Annotated in this window: 26 protein-coding genes; 20 read left to right on the top strand and 6 right to left on the bottom strand. The window is 69.9% G+C overall.

Annotation, left to right across the window (positions count from 1 at the left end):
* Window positions 1–48 precede the first annotated feature (48 nt).
* Window positions 49–2,529 carry a beta-glucosidase gene (locus ACFE6Z_RS09750; protein ID WP_375385543.1) on the top strand — a complete coding sequence of 827 codons (2,481 nt, stop codon included), beginning with the start codon at window positions 49–51 and terminating at the stop codon, window positions 2,527–2,529.
* Here the strand turns inward: ACFE6Z_RS09750 and ACFE6Z_RS09745 are convergent.
* The gene (locus ACFE6Z_RS09745; protein ID WP_375385542.1) at window positions 2,515–3,090 is read right to left on the bottom strand and encodes a TetR/AcrR family transcriptional regulator; all 576 of its coding nucleotides are present in this window, start codon (window positions 3,088–3,090) and stop codon (window positions 2,515–2,517) included. The two genes, ACFE6Z_RS09750 and ACFE6Z_RS09745, sit on opposite strands and share 15 nt — an antisense overlap.
* 65 nt (window positions 3,091–3,155) lie before the next feature.
* Here ACFE6Z_RS09745 and ACFE6Z_RS09740 point away from each other — a divergent pair, with 65 nt between their 5' ends.
* From ACFE6Z_RS09740 to ACFE6Z_RS09720, 5 genes are all read left to right on the top strand, one after another.
* Window positions 3,156–4,415 (top strand): MFS transporter, encoded by a 1,260-nt coding sequence (locus ACFE6Z_RS09740; RefSeq protein ID WP_375385541.1) that lies wholly within the window; start codon window positions 3,156–3,158, stop codon window positions 4,413–4,415.
* Window positions 4,416–4,443: 28 nt separating this feature from the next.
* On the top strand, window positions 4,444–5,244 hold the full coding sequence (locus tag ACFE6Z_RS09735) for an LLM class F420-dependent oxidoreductase (protein ID WP_375385540.1): 801 nt from the start codon (window positions 4,444–4,446) through the stop codon (window positions 5,242–5,244).
* A 46-nt stretch (window positions 5,245–5,290) separates the two neighbouring features.
* Entirely contained in the window at window positions 5,291–6,208 is a 918-nt protein-coding gene (locus ACFE6Z_RS09730; protein ID WP_375385539.1) for a 1,4-dihydroxy-2-naphthoyl-CoA synthase, read from the top strand.
* A gap of 16 nt (window positions 6,209–6,224) precedes the next feature.
* Window positions 6,225–7,379, top strand: a complete 1,155-nt coding sequence (locus ACFE6Z_RS09725; RefSeq protein ID WP_375385538.1) for an AMP-binding protein — start codon at window positions 6,225–6,227, stop codon at window positions 7,377–7,379.
* 82 nt (window positions 7,380–7,461) lie between these two features.
* Window positions 7,462–8,445: a 1,4-dihydroxy-2-naphthoate polyprenyltransferase gene (locus ACFE6Z_RS09720; protein WP_375385537.1), complete on the top strand. Its 984-nt coding sequence runs from the start codon at window positions 7,462–7,464 to the stop codon at window positions 8,443–8,445.
* 124 nt (window positions 8,446–8,569) lie between these two features.
* Here ACFE6Z_RS09720 and ACFE6Z_RS09715 read toward each other — a convergent pair whose 3' ends face one another.
* Entirely contained in the window at window positions 8,570–8,893 is a 324-nt protein-coding gene (locus ACFE6Z_RS09715) for a DUF4229 domain-containing protein (protein ID WP_375385536.1), read from the bottom strand.
* Window positions 8,894–8,997: 104 nt separating this feature from the next.
* Between ACFE6Z_RS09715 and ACFE6Z_RS09710 the strand changes: the two genes are divergently transcribed.
* The 6 genes from ACFE6Z_RS09710 to ACFE6Z_RS09685 all read left to right on the top strand — a co-directional run bounded on the left by ACFE6Z_RS09710 (window position 8,998) and on the right by ACFE6Z_RS09685 (window position 13,835).
* Complete coding sequence (locus ACFE6Z_RS09710) at window positions 8,998–9,456, top strand: PLDc N-terminal domain-containing protein (RefSeq protein WP_375385535.1); 459 nt, start codon at window positions 8,998–9,000, stop codon at window positions 9,454–9,456.
* Window positions 9,457–9,540: 84 nt separating this feature from the next.
* The gene (menD, locus tag ACFE6Z_RS09705) at window positions 9,541–11,349 is read left to right on the top strand and encodes a 2-succinyl-5-enolpyruvyl-6-hydroxy-3-cyclohexene-1-carboxylic-acid synthase (protein WP_375385563.1); all 1,809 of its coding nucleotides are present in this window, start codon (window positions 9,541–9,543) and stop codon (window positions 11,347–11,349) included.
* Between the two features lie 26 nt (window positions 11,350–11,375).
* Window positions 11,376–12,239, top strand: a complete 864-nt coding sequence (locus ACFE6Z_RS09700; RefSeq protein ID WP_375385534.1) for a polyphosphate kinase 2 family protein — start codon at window positions 11,376–11,378, stop codon at window positions 12,237–12,239.
* A gap of 105 nt (window positions 12,240–12,344) precedes the next feature.
* Window positions 12,345–12,716 (top strand): PadR family transcriptional regulator, encoded by a 372-nt coding sequence (locus tag ACFE6Z_RS09695; protein ID WP_375385533.1) that lies wholly within the window; start codon window positions 12,345–12,347, stop codon window positions 12,714–12,716.
* A complete protein-coding gene (locus tag ACFE6Z_RS09690; RefSeq protein WP_375385532.1) occupies window positions 12,713–13,621 on the top strand; it encodes a permease prefix domain 1-containing protein in 909 nt (302 codons plus the stop codon). Before ACFE6Z_RS09695 ends, ACFE6Z_RS09690 begins: the two co-directional genes overlap by 4 nt.
* 58 nt (window positions 13,622–13,679) lie before the next feature.
* Window positions 13,680–13,835: a hypothetical protein gene (locus ACFE6Z_RS09685; RefSeq protein ID WP_375385531.1), complete on the top strand. Its 156-nt coding sequence runs from the start codon at window positions 13,680–13,682 to the stop codon at window positions 13,833–13,835.
* On the opposite strand, the gene ACFE6Z_RS09680 is transcribed toward ACFE6Z_RS09685, so the two are convergent.
* Window positions 13,801–15,096 (bottom strand): isochorismate synthase MenF, encoded by a 1,296-nt coding sequence (locus tag ACFE6Z_RS09680; protein ID WP_375385530.1) that lies wholly within the window; start codon window positions 15,094–15,096, stop codon window positions 13,801–13,803. The two genes, ACFE6Z_RS09685 and ACFE6Z_RS09680, sit on opposite strands and share 35 nt — an antisense overlap.
* A 23-nt stretch (window positions 15,097–15,119) precedes the next feature.
* On the opposite strand from ACFE6Z_RS09680, the gene ACFE6Z_RS09675 reads away from it, so the two are divergent.
* The 5 genes from ACFE6Z_RS09675 to ACFE6Z_RS09655 all read left to right on the top strand — a co-directional run bounded on the left by ACFE6Z_RS09675 (window position 15,120) and on the right by ACFE6Z_RS09655 (window position 19,905).
* A complete protein-coding gene (locus ACFE6Z_RS09675) occupies window positions 15,120–15,380 on the top strand; it encodes a hypothetical protein (protein ID WP_375385529.1) in 261 nt (86 codons plus the stop codon).
* A gap of 158 nt (window positions 15,381–15,538) precedes the next feature.
* Window positions 15,539–16,279, top strand: coding sequence for a bifunctional demethylmenaquinone methyltransferase/2-methoxy-6-polyprenyl-1,4-benzoquinol methylase UbiE (gene ubiE / locus ACFE6Z_RS09670; protein WP_375385528.1), 741 nt, complete (start codon window positions 15,539–15,541; stop codon window positions 16,277–16,279).
* A gap of 1 nt (window position 16,280) precedes the next feature.
* The gene (locus ACFE6Z_RS09665) at window positions 16,281–17,345 is read left to right on the top strand and encodes a polyprenyl synthetase family protein (RefSeq protein ID WP_375385527.1); all 1,065 of its coding nucleotides are present in this window, start codon (window positions 16,281–16,283) and stop codon (window positions 17,343–17,345) included.
* Window positions 17,346–17,403: 58 nt separating this feature from the next.
* Window positions 17,404–18,777 carry an FAD-dependent oxidoreductase gene (locus ACFE6Z_RS09660; protein WP_375385526.1) on the top strand — a complete coding sequence of 458 codons (1,374 nt, stop codon included), beginning with the start codon at window positions 17,404–17,406 and terminating at the stop codon, window positions 18,775–18,777.
* A gap of 105 nt (window positions 18,778–18,882) precedes the next feature.
* Window positions 18,883–19,905, top strand: coding sequence for an alpha/beta hydrolase (locus tag ACFE6Z_RS09655; protein WP_375385525.1), 1,023 nt, complete (start codon window positions 18,883–18,885; stop codon window positions 19,903–19,905).
* On the opposite strand, the gene ACFE6Z_RS09650 is transcribed toward ACFE6Z_RS09655, so the two are convergent.
* Complete coding sequence (locus tag ACFE6Z_RS09650) at window positions 19,886–20,398, bottom strand: hypothetical protein (protein WP_375385524.1); 513 nt, start codon at window positions 20,396–20,398, stop codon at window positions 19,886–19,888. The genes ACFE6Z_RS09655 and ACFE6Z_RS09650 overlap by 20 nt on opposite strands.
* A 247-nt stretch (window positions 20,399–20,645) precedes the next feature.
* Here ACFE6Z_RS09650 and ACFE6Z_RS09645 point away from each other — a divergent pair, with 247 nt between their 5' ends.
* The 3 genes from ACFE6Z_RS09645 to ACFE6Z_RS09635 all read left to right on the top strand — a co-directional run bounded on the left by ACFE6Z_RS09645 (window position 20,646) and on the right by ACFE6Z_RS09635 (window position 23,298).
* On the top strand, window positions 20,646–21,539 hold the full coding sequence (locus ACFE6Z_RS09645; RefSeq protein WP_375385523.1) for a MetQ/NlpA family ABC transporter substrate-binding protein: 894 nt from the start codon (window positions 20,646–20,648) through the stop codon (window positions 21,537–21,539).
* Window positions 21,540–21,608: 69 nt separating this feature from the next.
* Entirely contained in the window at window positions 21,609–22,646 is a 1,038-nt protein-coding gene (locus ACFE6Z_RS09640; protein WP_375385522.1) for a methionine ABC transporter ATP-binding protein, read from the top strand.
* On the top strand, window positions 22,639–23,298 hold the full coding sequence (locus tag ACFE6Z_RS09635) for a methionine ABC transporter permease (RefSeq protein ID WP_375385521.1): 660 nt from the start codon (window positions 22,639–22,641) through the stop codon (window positions 23,296–23,298). The genes ACFE6Z_RS09640 and ACFE6Z_RS09635 overlap by 8 nt, the downstream gene beginning before the upstream one ends.
* Before the next feature lie 48 nt (window positions 23,299–23,346).
* Here ACFE6Z_RS09635 and ACFE6Z_RS09630 read toward each other — a convergent pair whose 3' ends face one another.
* On the bottom strand, window positions 23,347–25,245 hold the full coding sequence (locus ACFE6Z_RS09630; protein WP_375385520.1) for an FAD/NAD(P)-binding protein: 1,899 nt from the start codon (window positions 25,243–25,245) through the stop codon (window positions 23,347–23,349).
* A 5-nt stretch (window positions 25,246–25,250) separates the two neighbouring features.
* Window positions 25,251–25,982 (bottom strand): GNAT family N-acetyltransferase, encoded by a 732-nt coding sequence (locus tag ACFE6Z_RS09625; protein ID WP_375385519.1) that lies wholly within the window; start codon window positions 25,980–25,982, stop codon window positions 25,251–25,253.
* Between the last annotated feature and the right edge of the window lie 201 nt (window positions 25,983–26,183).

Genomic DNA, 26,183 nt, shown 5'->3' with positions numbered 1-26,183 from the left:
AGTGGCGACATCCTGCGCGAAGGTGCCGGGCGGAACAGGAGCATTCCCATGTCGGATCAGATCAGCATGTCGAATCAGACCAGCGCCGCCGACCGGCATCCCGACGACGACCTCGTGACGCGACTCACTCTTGAAGAGAAAGTCACGCTCGTCACCGGGGGCAGTGCGTGGGGGACGGCGGCCATCCCCTCGATCGGGCTGCGCGCGATGGTGCTCTCCGATGGGCCGAGTGGCGTGCGGGGGGCGCTGTGGGACGAACGTGACCCCTCGTTGAGTCTTCCCTCGGCGACCGCCCTGTCGTCGAGCTGGGATGTCGCGCTCGCGCGCGAGTACGGCGCCGTGGCCGCGGCCGAGGCGCGTCGCAAGAAGGTGGATGTCGTGCTCGGCCCCGCCATCAACCTGCACCGCTCACCGCTGGGCGGGCGACACTTCGAGGCGTTCAGCGAAGACCCGCGACTCACCGCCGACCTCGCCAACGCATATGTCGAGGGGATGCAGGAGCAGGGCGTCGCCGCGACACCCAAGCACTACGTCGCCAACGACTTCGAGACCGACCGCTTCAACGCCGACGTGCGGGTGAGCGACACGGCGCTGCGGGAGCTGTATCTGCTGGCGTTCGAGCGACCCCTCACCGATGCCAAGGCGTGGGCGGTGATGAGCGCCTACAACTCGATCAACGGCACCACCGCGACAGAGAATGCGCTGCTGACCACACCGCTGAACACCGAGTGGGGCTTCGACGGGGTGGTCGTGAGCGACTGGACGGCCGTGCGCAGCATCGAGAGCGCTCGCCAGCCACAGGATCTCGCGATGCCGGGGCCTGTCGGTGCGTGGGGAGACTCACTGCTGGCCGCGGTGCGCGCCGGCGACGTGGATGAGGCCTCCATCGACCGCAAGGTGCGGCGTCTGCTGCGCCTGGCCGCCAGGGTCGGTGCGCTCGAGGGGTTCGACCCCCTGCCGATCACGCACTCCATCGACGGTGTGGCGTTCGCGCGCCGCGCCGAGGCGGAGGGGAGCGTGCTGGTGCGCAATGCCGGCATCCTCCCCCTTTCCGCCGAGGCGCTCCGTCGAGTGGCGGTGATCGGGCAGAACGCGGATGTCGCCCGTATCCAGGGTGGCGGCAGCGCGACCGTCATGCCCACCTCCATATCGAGCCCGCTCGCCGGGTTGCGCGCGTCGCTCCCCGACGCCGATGTCGTCTACGCGCTCGGCGCCGCACCCGCCAAAGGGCTGGCGCCGTTCACCCGAGAGCAGCTGACGCATCCGGTCACCGGGGAGCCCGGCGCGTTGGTGACCTACCTCGATGCCGATGGTGCCGAGCTGTATGCCGAAGATCGATTCGGTGGGATGATCCTCGACTACGCCGTTCATCCGCTCGCCGCGCGCCGGGCGTCGTTGACGTTCGAGACCCACTACGTGCCGACCGCCGATGGAATCGTGCGGTTGGGATTCGCCGCTCCCGGCACGGGCTCGCTGCACGTCGACGGGCAGCTCGTCTTCGAGGCGACCCTCGAAGACGACGACATGATCCAGAACTTCTTCTTCCCCCCGTCCACGTCCGCTCCCGTGCGGGTGCGGGCGGGCGTGCCGATCGCCCTGCGCTATGTGTTCTCGCCCACCGCGAACGTCGACGACGTGCCCGGCTCGGTGTACGTGCATTTCGGCGTCGACGCCGAAGTGCTCACCTACGACGCCGAGCAGCAGCTCATCGATCAGGCGGTCGAAGTGGCGCGGGACGCGGATGTCGCGGTCGTCGTCGTCGGCACCACCGAGCGCGACGAGGCCGAGGGCTGGGACCGCAGCAACCTGCGCCTGCCGGGTCGCCAGGACGATCTCGTGCGCGCCGTCGTCGCTGCCAATCCCCGAACGGTCGTCGTGGTGAACGCCGGCGCACCGGTCGAGATGCCCTGGCGAGACGACGTCGCCGCGGTGCTGCTGACCTGGTTCGGGGGGCAGGAGTACGGCAATGCCGTCGCCGACGTGCTGCTCGGGATCGCCGAGCCGGGCGGACGCCTCCCGTCGACCTGGCCGGTGTCTCTCGCCGACGTGCCCGTGACGAACGTCACCCCGGTCGATGGCGTGGTGCCCTACGACGAGGGCATCCATATCGGTTACAAGGCATGGATCAAGGCCGGACGCACTCCCGCCTATCCCTTCGGACACGGTCTGGGCTACACCGAGTGGGCAGTGGCGGCGGGCGCGGTGTCGGTCGCGGGAGACGAGGTCGTGGCCGGGGTTTCTGTCCGCAACGTCGGAGACCGCGCCGGCAAGCAGGTGGTGCAGATCTATGCCCGCCGCCCGGAATCGGCGGTGGAACGGCCGGCCCTCTGGTTGGTGGGATTCGCCGCGGTGCGCGCGGATGCCGGAGCGACCGTGAACGTCGAAGTACGCATCCCGACCCGTGCGTTCGCGCACTGGGCCGATGAATGGGTCATCGAACCGGGCGCTTACGAGCTGCTGATCGGCACGTCGAGCGCCGCGCTCGGCGACCCGGTGACTGTGGCGTTGGAGGGGTCAGAGCTTCGATGACGCGGTGATGCGCTCGACGCCGAGACGTACCAGGCCTGGATCCTGGGGCTGGGTGTCGATGGCTCGATGGATCGTCAGCCCTTCGACGAGCGCGTCGAGCAGTCGCGCGGTCGTCGGATCGAACTGCTGCTCGAGAAGCCGCCGGGTGCGGTCCATCCATGCGTGCGTGATGTCTTTGTACGACGGGTCTCGCGCCGCGAGCGTATACAGCTCGTGGGTGAGCACGAGCTCACGTGTGCTGGCGAATATGTCGGTCTGGATGTGCTCGATCACCGCCCGTTTCGCCGAGTCCCGATCGGTCGCGCCGGCCATCCGCGCCCGCAGGCGCGCGCTCGACTCGAGCGACATACGCGCGAACGCCTCCCGCAAGAGCTCGTCCATGCCGCTGAAGTGGTAGGTCATCGACCCGAGCGGAACCCCCGCCGCGGCGGCCACGCGCCGGTGCGAGGTGCCCGCCACACCCACGTCTGCCAGCACGTCCAGGCACGCGTCGATGATGCGATCTCGCCGGTCTGGATCGTTGCGACGCGTCCCCGCGCCGTCGGGGTCGGATGCGGCCATCAGATTTCCTCGCGATTCATCAGGATCGGCCCTCTCCGCCTCTGATTATGTGTACGATCGTACACATGAAGCTATCTCTCCGGCGTCGACGGCTGTCGCTGTTCGCGATCATGCTAGTCAACGGACTCGGACTCGCCTCCTGGATCACGCGGACTCCGGCGGTGCGAGACGCTCTCCATGCATCGACGGCCGAGATGGGCATCGTGCTCTTCGGGCTGTCGGTGGGCTCGATGCTCGGGGTGCTGAGCTCGGGAGCGCTCGTGCGTCACTTCAGCACCAGACCGATCATCGCGGTGGGTCCCTCGATCATGGGCGTCGGCGTCGGCGTGATCGGAATCTCGGCGGCCGCAACATCGAGCCCGGGAGTGTTCACCGGACTGATGCTGTTCGGGCTGGGCATGGGCATGGGCGAGATCGCCATCAATGTCGAGGGTGCGGCGATCGAGACGGCCATGGGCAAGCCCCTGATGCCCGTGCTGCACGGCACGTTCAGCCTCGGCACCGTGATCGGAGCGGCGGTGGGCATCGCGCTCAGCGCGATCGACTTCCCGGTGTTCTGGCACCTGATTGCCGCCGTCGTCGTGATCGGCATGACCATGGTGTGGGCCACCCCCGGGATCGCCGCCGGCACCGGAGTGCGGGCACGCACTCCGCGGCACGCGGCCGCACCGCGCGTGCGACGACCCAGCGTGTGGCGCGACCGTCGCGTGATCATGATCGCTCTGGTGATGCTGGCGATCGCGTTCGCCGAGGGATCCGCCAACGACTGGCTGCCGCTGCTGATGGTCGACGGGCATGGGGTGTCGCCCGCGCTCGGGTCGATGGTGTTCGCCGGATTCGCTGTGATGATGACGATCGGCCGGTTCGCCGGCGGTCCGATCGTGGAACGGTTCGGTCGCGCCGCCGTGCTGCAGACGAGCGCCCTGCTCGCCATCGCCGGCATCCTCACGGTCATCCTCGCTCCCAACGCCATCGTGGCGGGGATCGCCGCCGCTCTGTGGGGTCTCGGCGCCTCGCTCGGGTTCCCGGTCGCCATCTCCGCCGCGGGAGACGATCCGGATCGAGCGGCCGAGCGGGTGAGCGCGGTCGCCACCAGCGGGTACATCGCGTTCCTCGTGGGTCCACCGCTGCTGGGCTTCCTCGGCGAGGAGTTCGGGCTGCGCTCGGCCATGTACGCCGTCGTGGCACTGCTGGTCGTCGCCGTCTTCGCCGCCGGCGCGACGCGGCGGGCCCCCGCCGCGACCGAAGATGCACCCGACGACGACCGGCGCGAAGGCGACGACGACGTGCTGGTCGCACGGGCGTCGGTGAGCACCCGGCGCTGACCGCACGCGCCGGCAATAGGCTGGCCGCATGCTGACCGAAACCCCCGTGCGCTTCGGCGTGCAGCTCAAGCCCCAGCACGCCCCCTACTCCGCGATCCGCGACGCGGTGACCCGGCTCGAAGACCTGGGCGTCGACATCCTCTTCAACTGGGATCACTTCTTCCCGCTCTCGGGCGAACCCGATGGCCTGCACTTCGAGTCGTGGACGATGCTGGCCGCCTGGGCCGAGCAGACCGAGCGCGTCGAGTTCGGCGCGCTGGTCAACTGCAACAGCTATCGCAACGCCGATCTGCAGGCCGACATGGCACGCACGATCGATCACATCAGTGCGAAGGGCGGCGACACGGGCCGCTTCCTCTTCGGCACCGGTGCCGGCTGGTTCGAGCGCGACTACGACGAGTACGGCTACGAGTTCGGCACGCCCGGAACGCGGCTGAACGACCTGGCCGCCGGGCTCGATCGCGTCGAGGCGCGGTGGTCGCAGCTGAACCCGGCGCCGACCCGCGGCATCCCCGTCCTCATCGGCGGCAAGGGCGAGCAGAAGACCCTGCGCATCGTCGCCGCGCACGCCGACATCTGGCACAGCTTCGTCGACGCCGACGAGATCGCCCACAAGGTCTCGGTGATCGACGCGTGGGGCGAGAAGGACGGAAACGACACGTCGAACCTGATCGTCTCGAACGAGCTCGAGCGGCGTGACCGGGCGGCGGCCGATGCGCTGTTCGACGCCGGCACGCGCCTGTTCACCCTCGGCTTCCAGGGGCCCGACTGGGACTACGACCTCATCGCCTCATGGCTGGCGTGGCGGGACGCGAAGAACGGGCTGTGAACACAACCGCCGCATAGAGCGGATGCCTCGGCTCTAGGGTGGGAGGATGGTTTCGGAGCTGTTCGACCCCGCGGAGTGGACCGAAGCGCCCGGCAGTGCGGGGTTCACCGACATCACGTCGCACCTCTCGAACGACGGGCGCATCGCGCGGATCGCGTTCGATCGCCCCGAGGTGCGCAACGCGTTCCGCCCCCACACCGTCGATGAGCTGTACAGCGCGCTCGATGACGCCAGGCAGAACCCGCGCATCGGCGTCGTGCTCCTCACCGGCAACGGTCCGAGCGCCAAGGACGGCGGATGGGCGTTCTGCTCCGGCGGTGACCAGCGCATCCGCGGGCGCGACGGCTACAAGTACGAGAGTCAGGGACCGGCTAACGGTCAGGGACCGGCTACCGGTCAGGGACCGGCTACCGGTCGCCTGCACATCCTCGAGGTGCAGCGGCTCATCCGCTTCATGTCCAAGGTGGTGATCGCCGTGATCCCCGGCTGGGCTGCCGGCGGCGGGCACTCGCTGCACGTCGTGTGCGACCTGTCGATCGCGTCTGCCGAGCACGGGCGGTTCAAGCAGACCGACGCAGACGTGGGGTCTTTCGATGCCGGATACGGCTCGGCATACTTCGCCCGGCAGATCGGTCAGAAGTTCGCGCGTGAGGTGTTCTTCCTCGCCGAGGAGTATTCGGCTGAGCGCGCGTACGAGATGGGAGCGGTCAACCGCGTCGTGCCGCACGCCGACCTCGAGCGCGAGGCGATCTCGATGGCACGCACGATCCTGACGAAGTCGCCGACGGCGATCCGGATGCTGAAATTCGCGTTCAACGCGGTCGACGACGGGATGGTCGGCCAGCAGGTCTTCGCGGGCGAGGCCACGCGGCTCGCGTACGGCACCGACGAGGCCGTCGAAGGCCGCGACGCGTTCCTCGAGAAGCGCGACCCCGACTGGTCGCCCTACCCGTGGCACTTCTGACCGACCCTACGGCCCGATGAGACTCGAGCACGTCGCCGGCGACGATCCGCGCGACATCCTGCGGGCCCTCCGTGGCGCCCTGCACGGCGCAGGGCCCGCCCTCGGCATCGGGATGACCGGATCCCCGCCCGTCGAGATCGACGCCGGCACCGCGGTCGTGGTCACCACCTCGGGGTCGACCGGCATCCCCAAGAGCGTCGTGCTCAGCCGCAGCGCGCTCACGGCGAGCGCGATGGCCACCGCCGATCGCATCGGCGAGGGCGCGTGGCTGCTCGCTCTCCCGGCGAGCTATGTCGCCGGTCTTCAGGTGCTCGTGCGGGCGATCGTGTCGGGCCGCGAGCCGGCGGTGCTGAGCGGTACGTTCAGCCCCCACGCTTTCGCGTCGGCCGCGCTCATGATGGCCTCCAGCGACGGCGGCCACCGCATCCCGACCTACACCTCGCTGGTGCCCGCGCAGCTGACGAGACTCCTCGATGCCGGTGAGCACGACCACTCCGTCGCGACGGCCCTGAGATCGTTCCAGACGATCCTCGTCGGCGGCCAGGCGCTGCCCGCAGCGACCCTCGAGCGTGCGCGGGCCGCCGGCGCCCGCGTCGTGCGCACGTACGGGTCGACCGAGACGAGCGGCGGCTGCGTGTACGACGGCCGGGCGCTGCGGGGAGTCACGGTGCGGATCGTCGCGGGCGAGGTGCAGCTGAGCTCGCCGACGCTCGCGGACGGCTATCTCGGCGACAGGGCGACGACGGATGCTGTCTTCCTGCGCGACCCCGACGGCACTCGCTGGTATCGCACCGGCGACGCCGGCCTGGTGGAGGACGGCGTGCTGCGCGTGCACGGGCGGATCGACAACGTCATCGTGTCGGGAGGCCTGAACATCTCGCTGGATCGCGTGGAGCGGATCGTCCGGGCCGTGCCCGGGCTGGAGGACGCGGTCGTCGTGGGGATCCCGGACGAGAAGTGGGGCGAGGCATCCGTCGTCGTGGCCTCGCGCGGCGAGGTCCTCCGTCGCAGCGAATCGGTCCAGCTCGAGGAGGCAAGGACGGCCGTGGCGGAGCAGATCGGGCCGCACGCGCGGCCCGTGCGGCTCGTGCTGGTGGACGAACTGGCGCTGCTGCCGTCGGGCAAGCCCGATCGCGACAGCATCCGCCGCCTCGTCTCAGCCCTGCACTAGCGCGCGTTTCGTCTCGCTCCGAGGCCGTTGTCGAACGGGGCCTGCGCGACCGACATCGCCGGGAGGCCTAGGATTTCACCTCGTGGCAGGAACCCCGAGCAAGAAGCGCAAGTCCGCAGGCACGAAGCGACAGCCCCCGCGCGGAAATCCGCAGCGTGCCCATCAGCCGCGCGACCCTCGCGCGACGGTGCCGAAAGCGACCGCGTCGGACTGGATCGGCGCGGCGAGACTGCGCACCCTGCCGCTGGCGATCACGCCCATCCTGATCGGCACAGGCGCAGCCCACCTCGTCGACAATCAGCTGCACTGGGTGCTCGCCCTGCTGTGTCTGGCCGTGGCGGTGAGCCTGCAGATCGGTGTGAACTACGCGAACGACTACAGCGACGGCATCCGCGGCACCGACGACAACCGCGTCGGCCCCGCCCGTCTCACGGCCGCGCGCAAGGCTGCGCCGCGTGCCGTGCTCAGCGTCGCCCTGATCTTCTTCGCGATCGCTGCGATCGCCGGTCTCGCGCTGACGATCCGCACGCAGCAGTGGTGGCTGGTCGCCGTCGGAGCAGCGTGCATCGTCGCCGCGTGGTTCTACACCGGCGGCAAGCGCCCGTACGGCTACGCCGGGCTCGGCGAACTGTTCGTCTTCGTGTTCTTCGGCCTGGTCGCGACCGTCGGCACGACGTGGGTGCAGGTGCAGGCGATTCCGCAGGAGGCCTGGTTCGGCGCGGTTGCCGCCGGGCTTCTCGCGTGCGCGGTGCTCCTGGCCAACAATCTCCGCGACATCGACCAGGACCGCGCATCGGGGAAGCGCACCCTGACGGTGCTGATCGGGCGCCGCGCCACCCGCATCCTGTTCACGGTCTTCGTGCTGGTGCCGTTCGCGATCGCGATCTTCCTCGCGCTGTTCTACCCGATCGCATGGCTCGCCCTGCTCGCGCTGCTGGCAGCGCTCCCCGCGATCCTGATCGTATGGACCTACCGGCTGCCCTCCGAGCTGGTCGTGGCGCTAGCGCTGACCTCGGTCACATCGGTCGCCTACGGCGCGTTCCTCTTCTGGGCGTTCCTCGGCTGATCCGGCTACCTCTCCGGCTACCCCTCCCGCGCGAGAAACCACATTCGCGTCGATAAATCAGGCGGCGCGCGATGTCTCGACGCAGATGTGGTGTATCGCGCAGTAGGGACGGGGATGCTCGGGCTCAGCGCAGGTCGGAACCCTCGGGCCTCGATGAGGCCGAGGTCGTTGTCGTGCCGGCAGCGGCGGCGGCCGCAGCATCCTCGATGTCCTCGTCGTTCGGGGCCGAGCGCTTCGCGCTCGCGCGGCGCTGCTCCACCCGAGTCGAGATCTCGGAGAGCGGTCGACGCAGGAAAAGCATCGACAGGCTCAGCCCGATCAGGGCGGCGAAGATGGCCGCGAGCCAATAGAACTGCTGGAAGAGCGGGAACAGCATCAGGATGCCGAACGGCACCAGGAACGCCAGGAGCCGCAGCACCGAGTAGACCAGCACCGGAGGAAGCTTCACCCCCTCATCCTACGGCGGGGCATCCGGGCGTGCCCCGCCTGAGGGCTCGCTCACAGTTCGGCATCGACCGGGCCCCGCCGGGCATGCGCGCTTAGGATGGGGGTGTGCCGAGAGTGCTGCTGATCCTGGCGCTGGTGCTGACCGCCTTCTGGGTCTTCACCATCGTCGACTGTGCTGTGCAGCCTCCGACGCGCCATCGAGGCGTCAGCAAGCCCATCTGGATCCTGATCGTGCTGCTGCTCCCGGTTCTCGGCGGCATTCTCTGGCTGGTCGTCGGCCGCGTCAGGGCCTCGACCATCGCCGCCCGCCGTGCCCCCGATGACGACCCCGAATTCCTCGGCAAGATCGGCGTACTGAGCGACCAGGACGAGCGGATCCGCAGGCTCGAAGAAGAGCTCGCCCAACTGGATGCCGAAGACGCCGATCCGCGCTGGACGCCGCCGATCAGCGGCGAGCCGCCGGCTGTCGCCGCCTCGCCCGACGCGCCGGCGCCCCCTCACGACGCCCAGCTGCCCGCGGACGGCGATGACGACGGCCGCGGTCAGCGCGGCGCCGTCAGCTGAGTCGTGGAGCAATCGCCCGAGTCTGATCAGCACGAACCCGATCAGCCCGGATCCGACGGCGAGTCGGCCGACGCCCGTGCGGCGGTGATCGAGACGCGCACCAGCTCCGCTCCGGCGACCGACGCTGCCGCGGCGCTCCTGTGCAGCCTCGTCGAACTCGGCGTCCGCCACATCGTGCTCAGCCCGGGCTCGCGCTCGCAGGCGCTCGCCCTGGTCGCGGCCGAACTCGAGCGCCGTGGCGCCGTGCGGCTCCACGTCCGCATCGACGAGCGCGTCGCCGGTTTCACTGCGCTCGGCATCGGACGCGAATCCCGGATGCCGGCGGTCGTGGTCTGCACGTCGGGCACGGCATCCGCGAACCTGCTCCCCGCGGCGCTCGAAGCGCACCACTCCGGCATCCCCCTGGTGCTGCTGACCGCAGACCGCCCGCCCGAGCTGCGTGGCGTCGGCGCGAACCAGACCACGCGCCAGCCCGGCATGTTCGCGCCCAGCACCCGCTTCGACACCGACCTGCCGGTGCCGGAGGAGACCGATGCCGACGGCAGCGGGGAGCAGAGCGCGATGCTCCGCGACGTCGCCGAAGAGGCGATCGCCGCTGCGCTGGGCGTCGGCACCCGGGCGCCAGGGCCGGTGCATCTGAACGTGCCGTTCCGTGAGCCGCTCGCGGGCGAACTGCCCCCCTGGATCGGTGTGCCGGCGACCGAGTTGGCCGCGACATCGGAGGCCGATCCCGACGTCGCGCCCGAGCCCGAGACCGCCGAGTTCGAGCCGTCGGGCGCCCTCTACCAGGGCGGCGGAGGCATCGGCGAGGCCGATCATCCCGCCGAGCCCGACGACGACCCGTATGTGATCGTCCGCGGTCCGCGCACGGTCGTGATCGCAGGGGCCGACGCCGGACCGGACGCCGAATCCCTCGCGCACGCGGGCGGCTGGCCGCTCATCGCCGAAGTCGTGAGCGGGGCGCGGTACGGCCGCAATCTGGTCCACGGCTACAGGGCGCTGCTGCGCGAGCCTCAGCTCGGCGGCCGCATCGAGCGTGCGATCGTGCTCGGGCACCCGACCCTCAGTCGTGAGACGGCAGCGCTGCTGTCTGACCCCGACGTCGAGGTGCTTGCGGTGCGGGGCCCAGGAGAGCCTCTGAACCTCAACGGTGTGACGGTTCCGCTCGACACCGTCGCGGTCGCCGGCGGCGAGGTCGACCGCGAGTGGCTCGGGGAGTGGCAGCGGGCGTCGCGCGCAGCATCCGTGGATCTGACCCCACCTGCGCCCGACGCAGACGCACTCGCGTCGGCCGTGCCCGCCGAACGGCTCGGTGCGGTCGCTGCCGAACTCGAGGTGCTCCGCGCCCCGATCGATCGGGCGAACCTGGTCGACGCGGTCTGGCGGGCGACATGGCCGCACGACCGGCTCGTCTGGGGGTCGTCGCGACTCGTGCGCGTCGCCGACGGCGTTGTGGGGGGCAAGAAGGTGCCAGTGCACGCGAACCGCGGCCTCGCCGGCATCGACGGCACGATCGCGACGGCGATCGGGGTGGCCGTCGCCAGTCAGGCGAGCGCACGGGCCGGTGTGACGCGCGTGGTGCTCGGCGACCTCGCCCTGCTCCACGACGTCGGCGCCCTCCTCCTGCCCCCGGGAGAGCGCGAGCCGCGCATCCAGGTGATCGTCGGCAACGACGGAGGCGGCACGATCTTCGACGGTCTGGAGGTCCCGGCGGTCGCCTCGCCCGACGCCATGGATCGAGTGCTCTACACGCCGCAGTCGGTGCAGATCGAGCAGCTGGCCGCCGCCTACGGGTGGGAGTACCACCGCGTGACGACCCGTTCGGCCCTCGACCAGGCGCTCACCGCCCCCGTCACCGCCCGGCAGATCATCGAAGTCCCCCTCGCCCGCTGAGTCGCAGCATCCGTCATGATGTCTGCATGACCGCCAAGAGCAACCACCACTGGGCAGCCGCTGCCCTCGACGTCCTGCGTGTGGGCGAGGGATTCCGCCTCGCCGACGTGGATCCGCACTCGACGCCGGGCTACTCCGGCAGCAAGGCCGACGCCCAGGACGATCTCGCGGCCGGCGTCGATGAGCTCGACCCGCTGCAGGAGCGCCTGTTCGCCCAGAGCCGTGTGGAGCCCGCCTCCGCATCCGTCCTGCTCGTCCTTCAGGCCATGGACTCTGCGGGCAAGGGCGGCATCATCCGCCACGTCGTCGGCTCGGTCGATCCGCAGGGCGTCATGCTCGCCGCGTTCAAGAAGCCGACGAAGGAGGAGCTCGCCCACGACTTCCTCTGGCGGATCCAGCAGCGCGTGCCCACCCCCGGCATGATCGGCGTCTTCGACCGCTCGCACTACGAGGACGTCCTGATCGGGCGCGTGCGATCGCTCGCCCCTGCCGATGAGATCGAGCGACGGTACGACGCGATCAACGAGTTCGAGAAGCGAGTGACGGATGCCGGAACCCGCGTCGTCAAAGTCATGCTGCACATCTCTCCCGACGAGCAGCGCGAGCGGCTGATGGAACGCCTCGATCGCCCCGACAAGCACTGGAAGTACAACCCCGGAGACGTCGACGAGCGGGCGCTCTGGCCGCAGTACATGGATGCGTACCAGATCGCGTTCGAGCGCACGTCCACCGATCACGCTCCGTGGCACGTCGTTCCGGCCGATCGCAAGTGGTACGCGCGGCTCGCCGTGCAGGCGCTGCTGCGCGAGACGCTGGAGCGGATCGATCCGCAGTGGCCGACCGCGACGTTCGACGTCGAGGCTGAGAAGGCGCGGCTCGCCGCGAGCTGAGCCGCTGCGGTCGCTGAGCTTGTCGAAGCGTCGACCCTTCGACGAGCTCAGGGACCGGGCATCCCTTCTCTGTCATTTAGTACTTGATGTGATACAGTACTCGTCATGACACAGGACGATGCCTTCGCGGCCGATCTGCTGCGCGGGCACACCGACACGATCGTGCTCGGCGTGCTGCGCCGCGGCGACAGCTACGGCTTCGAGATCTACAAGGCGATCCGTGAGGCGACCGGCGGCGAGCACGAGATCAAGGAAGCAACCCTCTATGCCACCTACCGCCGGCTCGAGAAGGACGGACTCGTCGAGTCGTACTGGGGCGATGAGACCCAGGGCGGCCGGCGCAAGTACTACCGCATCACCGACGCCGGCCGCGCAGTGTTCGGCAGCAACGTGAAGGCGTGGGTCGCCACCCGCCGCGTCATCGACTCCCTCCTGGACGTCGCGTCCAGCACCACCGCTGCGAAGGACCTGAAATGAACACCGACATCCACCGACTGCTCGACGAGGTCTTCGCGGGCGTCGAGATGACTCCCGACGCGCAGGACCTCAAGGAGGAGATGCGCGCCAATCTGGTCGCACGCGTCGCCGAGCTCGAGGCATCCGGCAGCCTGCCCCGCGACGCCGCCCGCGAGGCGATCGCCGAGCTCGGCGACATCCGGGAACTGCTGGGAGAGACGGATGCCGCGGCCACCGGCATCCCGTCCACGCCCGCGACCGACGGCTACGCCGCGCTCCAGCTGCGCCATCACGTCAAGCTCAAGGCGGGCTTCGTGGTCCGGGTCGTCGTCTGGGCGCTGGTGGCAGTGGTCGGCATCGCGCTCGGCGTCCTGGGAGCCACCGGCGCCCTCCCCGTCGTCATCGGCCCCGTCATCGCGTTCTTCGGCCTCGCTTCCACGGGCCTCGGGCTCGTGGTCGGCGACTCGCTCGCGCAGGAGACGACCACCAATCACCCCATGCCACAGGCCCGCGCGGCCGGCTACGCACTGGCGACGTTCCTGGCCGCGTACGGGCTGAGCTTCGGGTTCATCGTCGCGGTCGGAGCCCTGCCGGTGTGGGCGATCGTGTTCGCCGCGCTGGGTGTCATCGCCGCGATCATCCTGTTCGCATTCCTGGGCGCGAGCCAGACCAATCGTCACAAGGCGTGGGTGCGGCACGCGCAGAACGAGGCCGCGCGTGTCGGCAACCGGTTCGAGCAGGAGCCCGAGACAGCGGCCAGGTTCGGTATCTACACGGTCGTCATCTGGCTGGTCACCTTCGGCATCATCGCCCTGCTCGTCTTCACCGTGGGGTGGTGGTGGGCACCGCTGGCCTTCGCGGGGGGTTTCGCGGTGATGATGCTCGTGCTCGCACGCATGCTCTTCGCACCCCGCAAGGGCAACTGACCCGGTCGCACCGCAGCCGGCCTCCACCCACCTCGATCAACGGAAGGGATGCTTCGCCATGCCTGAAACCACACCCGCGGCGATCGTCGCCGACGGACTCGTCAAGACCTACCGCGGCCGCGGGCGCCGGCCGGACGTGCGCGCCCTGGACGGACTGAGCTTCACCGTCGCGCCCGGCATCAGGCCAGCGCGTCGACGATCGGCCGGAACTTGACCCGCGTCTCGACGAGCTCGGATTCGGGGACGCTGCCGGCGACGATCCCTGCGCCGGCGTGCGCGACGAGCGGGATCGCGTCGCGGTACTCCGCGGGGCGCTGGGCAGGGGCGGCGCCGAACTGCGCGCAGCGCAGCGCGATCGCCCACTCACCGTCGCCGCGGGCGTCGACCCAGCCGACGGGGCCGGCGTACCTGCCCCGGTCGAAGGGCTCGAGCGTGCGGATGAGGGCGAGCGCAGCATCCGTCGGGGTTCCCGCCACCGCGGCGGTCGGGTGCAGCGCGGCCACCATGTCCAGCGACGACGCCGCATCGCGGAGGTCGCCCTCCACGTCAGTGGCGAGGTGCCACACGTTCGGCAGCTTCAGCATGAAGGGCTGTTCGCTCGCGGCCAGCGCGGTCGTGTGCGGCCGGAGTGACTCCAAGACGCTGTGGACCGCGTAGCGGTGCTCGTCGAGGTCTTTCGCGCTCGTGGCGAGGCGGACGGATGCTGCGGCATCCGCGTCCGCGTCGCCCCCGCGCGAGGCGGTACCGGCGAGCACCCGCGCAGTGACCGTCCCGGCAGCGACGGTGGCGAGCGTCTCGGGGCTCGCGCCGATGATGCCGTCGACGGCATACGTCCAGGTGTCGGGGTACTCGGACGAGAGCGCCCTGGCCAGCCGACGAAGATCGGAGCCGGCCGGAATCGTGCCGACCAGGTCGCGCGCAAGCACGACCTTGCTCACCTCGCCCGCCTCGATCGCCGTCAGCGCCCCGCGGACCGCGTCCTGGTATCCCTCGGGCCCGAGCGAGCCGGGGCCGAGAGTGCCCGACCAGTACGGCCCGTACGGCGTCGGCGCGAACGAAGGCTCCGGCAGGTCGAACGGCGAGCGGATCCGCGTGAGCCACGACCGACCGCCTCGACGGCCGACGATCGCCGACGGGACGATGATCGAGCTCGCGGAAACCGATGAGTCGTCGAACGCGAGGGCGCCGAAGCCGACGAGTCCGGTGCCCGCCACGCCGACCGGATCATCGATCTGGGCGGATGCGGCGAGCTCGCGCCAGGCCTGCGCGAGGCGTGTCGCACGTGAACCTGATGGCTGCCCGGGCATCGAGGGGTCGATGCTCAGCATCCCGACCGCGACCGAGCCCGCGAGCGCCACCATGCCTTCGCCGCGTCGGAGCCAGGCCAGCGGCTGAGCCGGGTCGGCGTACTCCAGCAGGTCGTCGATCGGCTCGATCTCACGGGTCTCGACGACAAGCCGCGCAGTGCCGTTCACCCTTCAACCTTAGACTCGCGAAGGTGACCGAAGCCCCGACGCAGAGCCCCGCACCCGACCCGCGCCCGGCTCCCTCTCCTGCCGCCGAGCGCGGCATCTGGATCGACGATGAGGACGAGTGGGCCGAGCACCGGGTGCAGTACGGCTATCCGCTCGACCTGGTGACTCGGCTCGAATCGCTCGCGATCGAGCTGAAGCGCAGCGTCACCGCGCGCGAAGCGCCGTTCGACGAGGTGACAGGGGATGCCTGGCTCGGCGTCCTCGCCGGGCTCGACCTCGAGTGATCCAGTGCACTCACCCTTTGATCGTCGAGGGTGATCAAAGGGTGAGTGTGCCGGACTGACCTGCCGCAGCGGAAGCGCCGGACCTGACGCTCAGCCGCAAGGCGGAGCTGGCCCGACGCTCAGCCGCGGGGCGGAGCCCACCCGCCTAGACTTGACGGGTGACTTCCGAGCCCCATCGCGCCGACCTCGGCAAAGACCCCGCGCGCGTCAGCGGGATGTTCGACGAGGTCGCCGCCGGCTACGACCGGACCAATACGGTGCTGAGCCTCGGAAACGACCAGCTGTGGCGCGCGGCGACCACGCGTGCGGTCGCGCCCAGGCGCGGGCAGCGCATCCTCGACCTGGCCGCCGGCACCGGGGCCAGTTCGGTGGCTCTCGCCCGCAGCGGCGCCGAGGTCGTGGCCGCCGACTTCTCGCCCGGCATGATCGCCGAGGGGGAGCGCCGGCACGGGTCAGGGGCGCCGGGAGGCGGCATCCCGAACCTGTCTTTCGTCGAAGCGGACGCGACGGCGCTGCCGTTCGGCGACGCCGAGTTCGACACCGTCACGATGTCGTTCGGCCTTCGCAACGTGAACGACCCGAAGAAGGCCCTCGGTGAGCTGCTGCGCGTCACCAGGCCCGGTGGACGACTCGTGATCTGCGAGTTCTCGCAGCCGCCTTCGCGCACCTTCAACGGTCTCTACCGCTTCTACAACGACCGCGTGCTGCCGATCGTCGCGAAGACCGTGAGCTCGAACGCCGACGCCTACGACTACCTGAACGAGTCGATCAAGGACTGGCCCGACCAGCGCACGCTGGCGGCGTGGATCCGCGAGGCCGGCTGGACCGATGTTGCCCACCGCAACCTCTCGTTCGGCATCGTCGCCCTGCACCGCGCCACCAAGCCGACGGTAGGCTGAGATGGTGTCCTCGAGTCCCTCAGTGCCGGGCTCGCAATTCGCGGGCAAGCTGGGCCTCAGCGAACGCATCTTCGCGGGACCGAGATCGCGACGGCTGATGGCACGCGTCGATGACGGACTCGCGCAGGTCGACCGCAACCTCGCCTTCGAACTGACGATCACCGACCGCCTGGTCGATGCGGCGAGCCGCTACCTGTACGAGGCGGGTGGCAAGCGCCTGCGCCCGCTGCTGGCGATCCTGACGGCGCAGCTGGGCAGCGGGGTCACGCCCGAGGTGATCCAGGTGGCGACCGCGCTCGAGATCACCCACCTGGGTTCGCTCTATCACGATGACGTGATGGATGCTGCTGAGAAGCGCCGCGGAGTACCCAGCGCCCAGACGGTGTGGGGCAACAATCTCGCGATCCTCACCGGCGACCTGCTCTTCTCGCGCGCGAGTCAGATCATGGCCAAGCTCGGCGAGCGGGCGATCCACCTGCAGGCCGACACGTTCGAGCGACTCGTGCTCGGACAGATGCACGAGACCCTCGGTCCGCAGGAAGGTGACGACCCGGTCGACTTCTATCTGCGGGTCCTCGCCGACAAGACCGGGTCGCTGATCGCCGCCGCCGCGCAGGCCGGAGTGATCTTCTCGGACGGGCCCGCGGAGTTCGAGCACGCCCTTTCGCAGTTCGGCGAGAAGGCGGGCGTCGCCTTCCAATTGCTGGACGACGTCATCGACCTGTCGGCCGACCCCGACGAGACCGGCAAAGTACCTGGCACCGACCTGCGTGCGGGTGTGCCGACGATGCCCTACCTGCTGCTGGGGCAGCGCACCGATGCCGGATCTCTCGCCCTGCGCGAGCGCATCGACACCGGAGTCGCGGCGATCGCGGACGGCGGCGATCCCGCACTGCTGGACGCCGACCTCACCGAACTGCGCGAGCACGAGGCGACCGAGGCGACGCGCGCGCTCGCCAACACGTGGTCGCGCGACGCGGTCGACGCGCTCGAGCCGCTGCCCGACGGGCCGGTGCGCGAAGCACTCACGCGGTTCGCCCAGGCCGTGGCCGACCGCTCCAGCTGACAGCGTCGGTCGCTGAGCCCGTCGAAGCGTCGCACCCGTACCACTCAAGGAGACCCCCATGACCAAGCTCAGGCTGGCCATCGTCGGCGCAGGACCCGCCGGAATCTATGCGGCCGACATCCTGCTCAAGGCGGAGCGCAAGTTCGACGTATCGATCGACCTCTTCGAGCAGCTCCCGGCCCCCTATGGACTCGTCCGGTACGGCGTCGCTCCCGACCACCCGCGCATCAAGGGCATCATCACGGCCCTGCGTGATGTGCTCGACCGCGGCGACATCCGCATCTTCGGCAACGTCCGCTTCGGCCAGGACATCACCCTCGACGACCTCAAGCAGCACTACCACGCCGTGATCTTCGCGACCGGGGCGATCCGCGACGCCGCCCTCGACATCCCCGGCATCGATGCGGACGGCTCGTACGGCGCCGCCGACTTCGTGAGCTGGTTCGACGGCCACCCCGATGTGCCGCGCGAATGGCCGTTGGATGCAGCATCCGTCGCCGTCGTGGGGGTCGGCAACGTCGCACTCGATGTCTCGCGCATGCTCGCCAAGCACGCGGAAGATCTGCTGCCCACCGAGATCCCCGAGAACGTGCACGCGGGCCTGGCCGCCTCGGCGGTGACCGATGTGCACGTGTTCGGCCGCCGCGGGCCGGCGCAGGTCAAGTTCACTCCGCTCGAACTGCGGGAACTCGGCGAGCTGCGCGACGTCGACATGGTCGTCTACGACGAGGACTTCGACTACGACGACGCCTCGCGCGCCGCGATCGCCAGCAACAAGCAGGTCATGGTGATCGATCGCGTCCTGCAGTCGTGGCGCACGCGCGCATCGGTCAACAACGCCGGGGGCACAGCATCCCGTCGCTTGCACCTGCACTTCTGGGCCAAGCCCGTCGAGGTCAAGACGGACGCCGAGGGGCGCGTGGCGGCGCTCGTGTACGAGCGCACGCGTCCGGACGCCGAGGGCGGCGTCGTCGGTACCGGCGAGCTGCGCGAAGTGCCGATCCAGGCGCTGTACCGCGCCGTCGGGTATTTCGGCTCGCCGCTGCCCGGCGTTCCGTTCGACAAGCGCCACGGAGTCATCCCGAACCACGAGGGCCAGGCGGTGCACAAGGATTCCAACGAACGCGTGCCCGGCGTGTACGCCACGGGCTGGATCAAGCGCGGGCCGGTGGGCCTCATCGGCCACACGAAGTCCGACGCGATGGAGACCGTCCGCCACCTCATCAACGACCAGGCGTCATGGTGGCAGCCGGCCGATCCGTCCGATGAGGCGATCCCGGCGCTGCTGGCCGAGCGCGGGGTCAGGTGGACCGACCTCGAGGGCTGGCACCGCCTCGACGAGCACGAGGTCGCCCTGGGTGCCCCGCACGGGCGGGCCCGCATCAAGGTCGTCCCGCGCGACGAGATGATCCAGGTCTCGCGCGGCGAGTAGCCCCTCGTTCCCGCAATGCACCCTCGGTTCCCGCAATGCACCCTCGGCGAGGGTGCATTGCGACGGTCGAGGGTGCATTGCGGGGGCCGGGCCTAGGCTGACCGGATGAGCGACTCGTGGGTGCCCGACATCCTTGGCAAAGGCTTCGAGCAGCTCACGCTGCCCCTCGGCCACGACGAGGAGGGGCCAGTCGTCGCGACGCTCGTGCGCAGCATCCCGAATCAGCTCTCCCGCGTGACCGGGCCGCTCGCCGACGTCGATGTGCTCTACGTGCACGGCTGGTCGGACTTCTTCTTCCAGACCGAACTGGCGCGGTTCTGGAACCGGCTGGGCGCGCGGTTCTACGCGCTCGACCTGCGCAAGTACGGCCGATCGCTGCGCGAGGGCCAGACGCCCGGCTACACCGAGTCGCTCCAGACATACGACGAAGACATCGCCGCGGCACGCGAGGCGATGGCCCGGGGGAAGGATGCCGCCGCCCGCCGCCTGGTGCTGCTGGGTCATTCGACCGGAGGCCTGACGCTCACGCTGTGGGCGGCGCGGCACCCCGAGGCGGCTTCGGCGGTCGTGCTGAACAGCCCGTGGCTCGAGCTGCAGGTGGGCGCCGTGGGGCGCCAGGCACTTGCCCCGCTGGTGGGCGTGCGCGCGAGGCTCGATCCGCTGGGTACGCACCCCGCGGTCGACCTCGGCTTCTACACGCGCGCGCAGACCGAACTCGGCAGTCTGCCCGCCTCGCTCGACCTCTCGCTCTGGCGGCCGGAGCGCGGCTTTCCGACCCACCCGGGCTGGCTCAACGCGGTCATCCAGGGGCACCGCACGATCGCGACCGGTGTCGAGGTCGGCGCCCCCGCCCTCGTGCTGCTGTCGAAACGGTTCGCGTCTCCGTTCGCGTGGTCGGACGCGCTCACGTCGTCCGATTCGGTGCTCGTCGTCGACGACATCGCCCGGGCCGCCACGCGCATCGGCTCGCTCGTGACGATCGCGCGCATCGACGGCGCCATCCACGACGTGTTCCTCTCGGCCGCCGATCCGCGTGCGCACGCGTACGCGGCGCTGGAGAGGTGGATCATCGGATGCCTCGACCCCCGGCATCCCGTGCTGTTCGGCGCTACAGATCCCCGAGGGTGACGTAGACGAACTCGGGTGCCGCGAACGCCCCGGTGATCACGCAGATCACGGCGAGATCCGTGTCGGGCGTCGTGAGGTTCCATTCGACGGCGACGTCGGCCGCGTCGATGCGCCACGACCGGAGCGCATCGGGCGCCACCGAGCCTTCCGCGAACACGGTCTGGACCTGGGGGATGCAGACCGACGCGACCGCGGCCGGGTCGTAGCTCTGCACCGTGCCGTCGGCCCCGATCGCCGGCCCCGGCTCGGTGGGCGGAAGATCGGGCTCGGTCGACGCGCCCTCGTCAGCGACGCCGTCATCGGGGGCGGCGGGTTCGGTCGAGGCCGCGGTACCGCCGGGAGCAGTCGACGCGCTCGGTGACACGGATGCTGTCGCCGGGCGGCTCGCCGACTCCGACGGGCTCGCCGTCGGGTCGGCCGCGCATCCTGAGATCGCCAGCGTCGTCGCGAGCACTGTCGCGGTGAGGAGAACGGCGGGGTCGCGACGGCTCATCCTCCGATGTTCGCACTCGGCCGACCCGGCCGTCACCGCCTGGCGTCGTGGGGCGCACAGTGATACCGCTGTGACCGGCCGCGGGGCGGTGCCCCGCGGCCGGTGTCGTCGTGTTACAGCCGTGTTTCGAATCCTATGCGTGACTTCCCTATGGTCGAAGGGCACCGCGACGAGGCGAAGCGGGTGCGCGGCACCCGCTTTGGTGGGGGCGATCCCGCCTCGCGGTGCTCGACCCACAAGGAGCACCATGTCCCGCAAGAGATTCCTGTCCGTTGCCGCGTTGGCACTTCCCCTCGCCCTGCTCATCTCCGGCTGCGCCGGCTCGTCCAGCCCTGGCTCGACCGGTGAGAGCTCCGACCCGATCCGCATCGGCGTCGTCGGCGCCGGCGACCCCTACTGGGACACCTACAAAGAGGCCGCGGCCGCGGAGGGCATCAACATCGAGCTCGTCGACTTCAGCGAGTACACGCAGCCCAACCCCGCACTGTCGGCCGATGAGCTCGATCTGAACCAGTTCCAGCACATCATCTACCTCGCCACCTACAACGTGAACAGCGACGACGACCTGCAGCCGATCGGCTCGACGGCGATCTACCCGCTCGGCCTGTACTCGACCCAGTACAAGTCGGTCGCCGACATCCCGGCCGGCGCCACGGTCGCCGTGCCCAACGACGAGAGCAATCAGGCGCGCGGGCTCCTCGTGCTCCAGTCCGCCGGTCTGGTCGAGCTGAAGGACGGCGGATCGATCTTCTCGACCGTCGCCGATGTCGAGCCGAACTCCAAGGTCAAGGTCGAGGCGCTCGATGCCGCGTTCACCGCGACGTCGCTGCCGGACGTGGCCGCGGCGATCATCAACAACGACTTCGTCGAGGACGCGGGGCTGACCTTCGATGACGCGATCGCCAAGGACGACCCGTCCGACCCGAAGGCCTTCCCGTACATCAACATCTTCGCCGCGAAGGCGGCGGATGCGGACAACCCCACCTACTTGAAGCTGGTCGAGATCTTCCAGACGAACAAGGACGTGCTCGCAGGGCTTCAGGAGGCGTCGGGCGGAACGGCCGTCACCGTCCAGACTCCGGTCAGCGACCTGGTGGCCTCGCTCACCGACGTCGAGAACGACATCCGGGCCAAGAAGTAGGTTCCCGCCGGTGCGGCCCGTCCGACACGGACGGGCCGCACCGGCATGTCATCGCTCAAGGAGCTGCGCATGACCCTCATCAGACTCACCGACGTCACGAAGCGGTATCCCGCCTCGACCAAGGACTCCGAGCCGGTCGTCGCGGTCGACGACGTCTCACTCGAGATCGCTGCGGGCGAGATCTGCGGCATCATCGGGTACTCGGGTGCGGGCAAGAGCACGGTGCTGCGGCTGGTCAACGCCCTCGAAGAGCCCACGTCGGGCTCGGTCGAGATCGACGGCCGCGACATCACCAAGCTCCGCGAGAAAGAGCTGCGCGCCCTGCGCGGCGACATCGGCATGATCTTCCAGCAGTTCAACCTGTTCGAATCGCGGACCGTCGCCGGCAACGTCGCCTACCCCCTCGAGGTCGCCGGCCGATCCCGTGCCGAGATCAAGACGCGCGTGACCGAGCTGCTCGACTTCGTCGGGCTCGCGGGCAAAGCCGGCAATTACCCCGAACAGCTCTCGGGCGGACAGAAGCAGCGGGTCGGCATCGCGCGCGCACTCGCGACCAGCCCCCGCATCCTGCTCGCCGATGAGGCCACGAGCGCCCTCGATCCCGACACCACGCAGGAAGTGCTCGAGCTGCTGCGCAGGGTCAATCGTGACCTCGGCATCACGATCCTCGTCATCACGCACGAGATGGATGTGATCCGCACCCTCGCCGACCGCGTCATCGTGATGGAGGACGGCGGCATCATCGAGAGCGGCGCTGTCTTCGACGTGCTGTCCGCACCGCAGCACGCGGCCACCCAGCGGTTCGTGGCGAGCATCATCGAGGACGTGCCGGTCGGCGCTCAGCTGCAGACGCTCCGGGAGCGCCATCCCGGGCGCATCGTGACGTTCACGATCCGCGACGGCGACGTCACGCAGGCCGACGTCTTCGCGGCGCTCGCCGCGGAGGGCGTCCGCTTCGAGCTGATCCACGGGGGCATCAACGACATCCGCGGCCGCGTGTTCGGTCACCTGACGCTCGCGCTGGATGGTGAAGCGGATGCTGTCGAGCGCGCGATCGTCGCAGCATCCGCGTTCGCCCCGCTCATCGAGGAGGACGCTCGTGGATAGGCTCATCGGTCTGCTGCCCGAACTGTGGTCGGCGACGTTCGAGACCCTGTACGTCGTCTCGCTCGCGCTCGTCTTCGGCGGGATCGCGGGGCTCCTGCTCGGGCTCGCGCTGTACGCGACCCGTCCAGGCAGCCTCTTCCCGCACCGCGCGGTCTTCGGCGTGCTGAACGTGATCGTCAACTTCTTCCGCCCGATCCCGTTCGTGATCCTGCTCGCCGCCGTCCAGCCCATCGCGCGCAGCATCGGCATCCCGGGAATCGGTCCGGAGTTCGGCATCTTCGCGATCACCCTGGCTTCGATGTTCGCGATCAGCAGGATCGTCGAGCAGAACCTGCTGACCGTGCGTCCCGGCATCATCGAGGCCGCCCGCGCGGCGGGGGCGAGCCGCTCGCGCATCCTCTTCCGGCTCATTCCGCGTGAGGCGCTCGGGCCGCTCATCCTCGGCTACACGTTCATCGTGGTCGCGCTCGTCGACATGACGGCGATCGCGGGCGCGGTGGCCGCAGGAGGACTCGGCGAGTTCGCGATCGTCTACGGGTTCAAGCAGTTCAACCCCGTCGTGACGTGGGCGGCGGTGCTGATCATCATCGTGATCGTGCAGGGCGTGCAGTTCATCGGCAACGCCCTCGCGCGCCGGGTGCTGCGCCGCTGATCGCTCGCCGGCAGCGCATCAGCCGACAGCGGGCTCGCCGGCAGCGGTTCAGCCGGCGGCGGCCGGCACCGGGGTGGCGGCGATCGAGAGCAAAGTGCGTGCGATCGCTCCGGCCACGCGGTCGGTCTGCCGCAGCGAGAGCGAATCGGCGCGGGGGCGCGTGAAGGCACCGCTTTCGGTGGCCGATGTGAACGGTCCGATCGCGAACAGGGTCTCCTGCACCCGACCGTCGCTCGAACGCACTCGGCCGACGTCATCGACATCGATGCGTCCGAGCGAGCCCGTGAACGAGGCATCCGCGACCTGCAGCTCCCTGCCGTGGGTGCGGGCGAGGTGCCGAAGCGCCGGATTGTCGCTGACGGCCGCACCCGAGCCGGGGAGCCACGCGTCCACGAGCGTCCGCGCGACGACCTCGCCGGGGGCACGCGGACTGGATGCCACGAACCCGCGCTCTGGATCGATCACGACCGTGACCTCAGGACCGAGGAACCGCACGACCCCGGCGCGCGACAGCGCGAGGAGCTCATCGAGGCGGTGCGCGGGCGGACCGCTGGCGACATAACTGAAGAACGTGTGCCAGCGCACGGGCAGCGACACGGCCCGCGACCGAGCGCTCCAGCGTTCGGTCGGGATGTCGCTCAGGGCGAGGAAGGAGAAGAGGATCGTCAGGAATACCGCCTGCGCGCTGCTGCGCTCCTGAGTGGTGCGCAGGGTGAGGTCCTCGGCGATGTGGCGCCGCACCCGCTCCTGCAGATCGTGATCCGACTCGAACGTCTCGCCCTCGAGGGGGCGATCCAAATGCCGCACGTCGAACCGGTCGAGTGGATCCGGCACCCATGGTTCCGCGATGCTGCGCAGACCCGGGTCGCCGGCGTGCGCGCGCAGCACCGCACGGAACTGTTCCCATGTGCCGTTCACGCGGTCGGGATGCCCGGTGAAGAGCTCGCGATAGTGACCCCACGCCAGCTCCTGGCTGATGAGCGGCCAGATGTCGGCGTCGAAATCGATCGGACCAGGTCGCTCGAGCAGGGCGGCGATCGCGTGCTTCGTGAGCACCTCGAGCGCGGGCGGGTCGCCCTGCAGGGTGGATGACACCTTCGACCGGTAGGGCACGCCCCGCCGTGATCCGAGATGCAGGCGCGGCTCGTCACCCGACGGTTCGTAGCGGAGCGTTCCGTCGGCATCGGGCACGAAGCGGCCGCCTCTTCCTTCGGCCAGGAGCACGACCAGGTCGACCGATGCGAGGCCGAGGCCCCGGACGATGACGTCTTCGGCCGGCGCGAGCGCGGACAAGTCGGCATCCGAGGTGAAGGCAGGAGCGACGTAGCCCAGCCCCAGGCGCCGGGCGGTCGAGATCAGTTCCGCCGTCTCGCCGTCGGGCTCGCGTCCGTTGTGCCCGACGGCGTACACGACCAGATCGGCGGTGAGCCCGCCGCCAGACGCGAGGTCGACCGCGTAGCCGTCCTCGTCGTGATGGACGGCGGCGACCGTGTCATCGAGCCAGCGCACCGTGGTGCCGGCGGGCGCCGACGCGACAGTCGTGCGCCAGAACCAGTCCAGGTAGTAGCTCTGCAGGCGCCGGGTCGGGAAGCTGTTGCCCCGCAGCGTCTGCACCTCGGCGGCGACCCTCGCATCGTCGATGCGCACGTCGGGCAGGCCGCCGGTGCGCACGAGCTCTGCCCAGTCGATGAGCGACGGCCCCGGGCGGATATCGCCCTCGATCGTGTTCGAGTCATCGGTGAAGACCGTCACGTCCTGCGCCATCGAATTGAGCTTCAACAGCGGCGACTGGTCACGCCGCCAGATGCGCCCGGCGCCCGGCGGATGCGGATCGACGAGCGTGATCTGGACGTCGTCCGGCCACGGCGTCGACCGCGCGAACAGGCGCTCCAGGAGCATCACCGCGCGCGGGCCGGCCCCCACCACGACGATCCGCAGGCGTGACACGGCGCCTACTGCGCGCTCGGGGTGCGCACCGCCGCGAACGTCGAGCGCCGCCGCAGCGCGAAGCCGAGCCGTTCATAGGCGGCGATCGCGCCGGTGTTCGTGGCTGCGGCGTGCAGCAGCGCCCGGTCGCCGCGCGCGCGGATGTGGTGGGCGACGTCCAACACGAGGCGCGACGCGAGCCCCTGCCGGCGATGGTCGGCATCGGTGGCGACCGCGCTGATCTCCGTCCACCCTTCGGGGTGCAGACGCTCGCCGGCCATCGCGACGAGGCGACCGTCGCGGCGGATGCCGATGTACCGGCCGAGCTCGTAGGTCCGCGGCCGGAAGGGGCCGGGCTGATTGCGCTCGACGATCGCCAGCATCTCGGGAACGTCCTGCGCGCCGAGGACGACGGCTTCGTCATCGGGTCGCGTGCGGAGGGCATCGGTTTCGACGAGTTGCACGCCTTCGCCTTTCCCGATGACCTCCCAGCCGGGTGGGAACTCGGGATCGGCGCCCGAGATGCCGATCTCGGCGCCCGGCGCCACGATCCCGGTGAGGGCGTCCCAGACGCGCGGGTCGTCCCATGACTTGACCGCCACGAACGGCGCGACGTCATCGGGGTAACGGCGCGCGATGTCGTCGCCGATCGCGAACGACGCATGCGGACCGGTCAGCGCGTGCCATGCGGCGTTGTCGAGGACGATCGCATCGTCGTGGGGTACGCCGCGGGGTACGTCATGCGGGGAGCGCGCCATGGGTGCCTTTCCATCGGTCGCGACCGATGAGACGTGGAGAGCGAAGGGAGACCGGTGGATCGGTCCCCGGTTCACGCTACGAGATCGGCGGGGCACCTCGGCGCGAGGTTGCGCATTGTGAACCGATCGAGGGGTGGAGGCGATGCGACTGTGTCGTCTCGTGACGCGTCGAGTCGGTGCATGACGATCCTTCTCGGTGCA

Origin of the sequence: uncultured Microbacterium sp., from assembly GCF_964244775.1 — a bacterium.
GTDB lineage: Bacteria > Actinomycetota > Actinomycetes > Actinomycetales > Microbacteriaceae > Microbacterium.
Note: the sequence above shows the minus strand (reverse complement) of the source record. Positions and strands in the feature narration are given on the sequence as shown.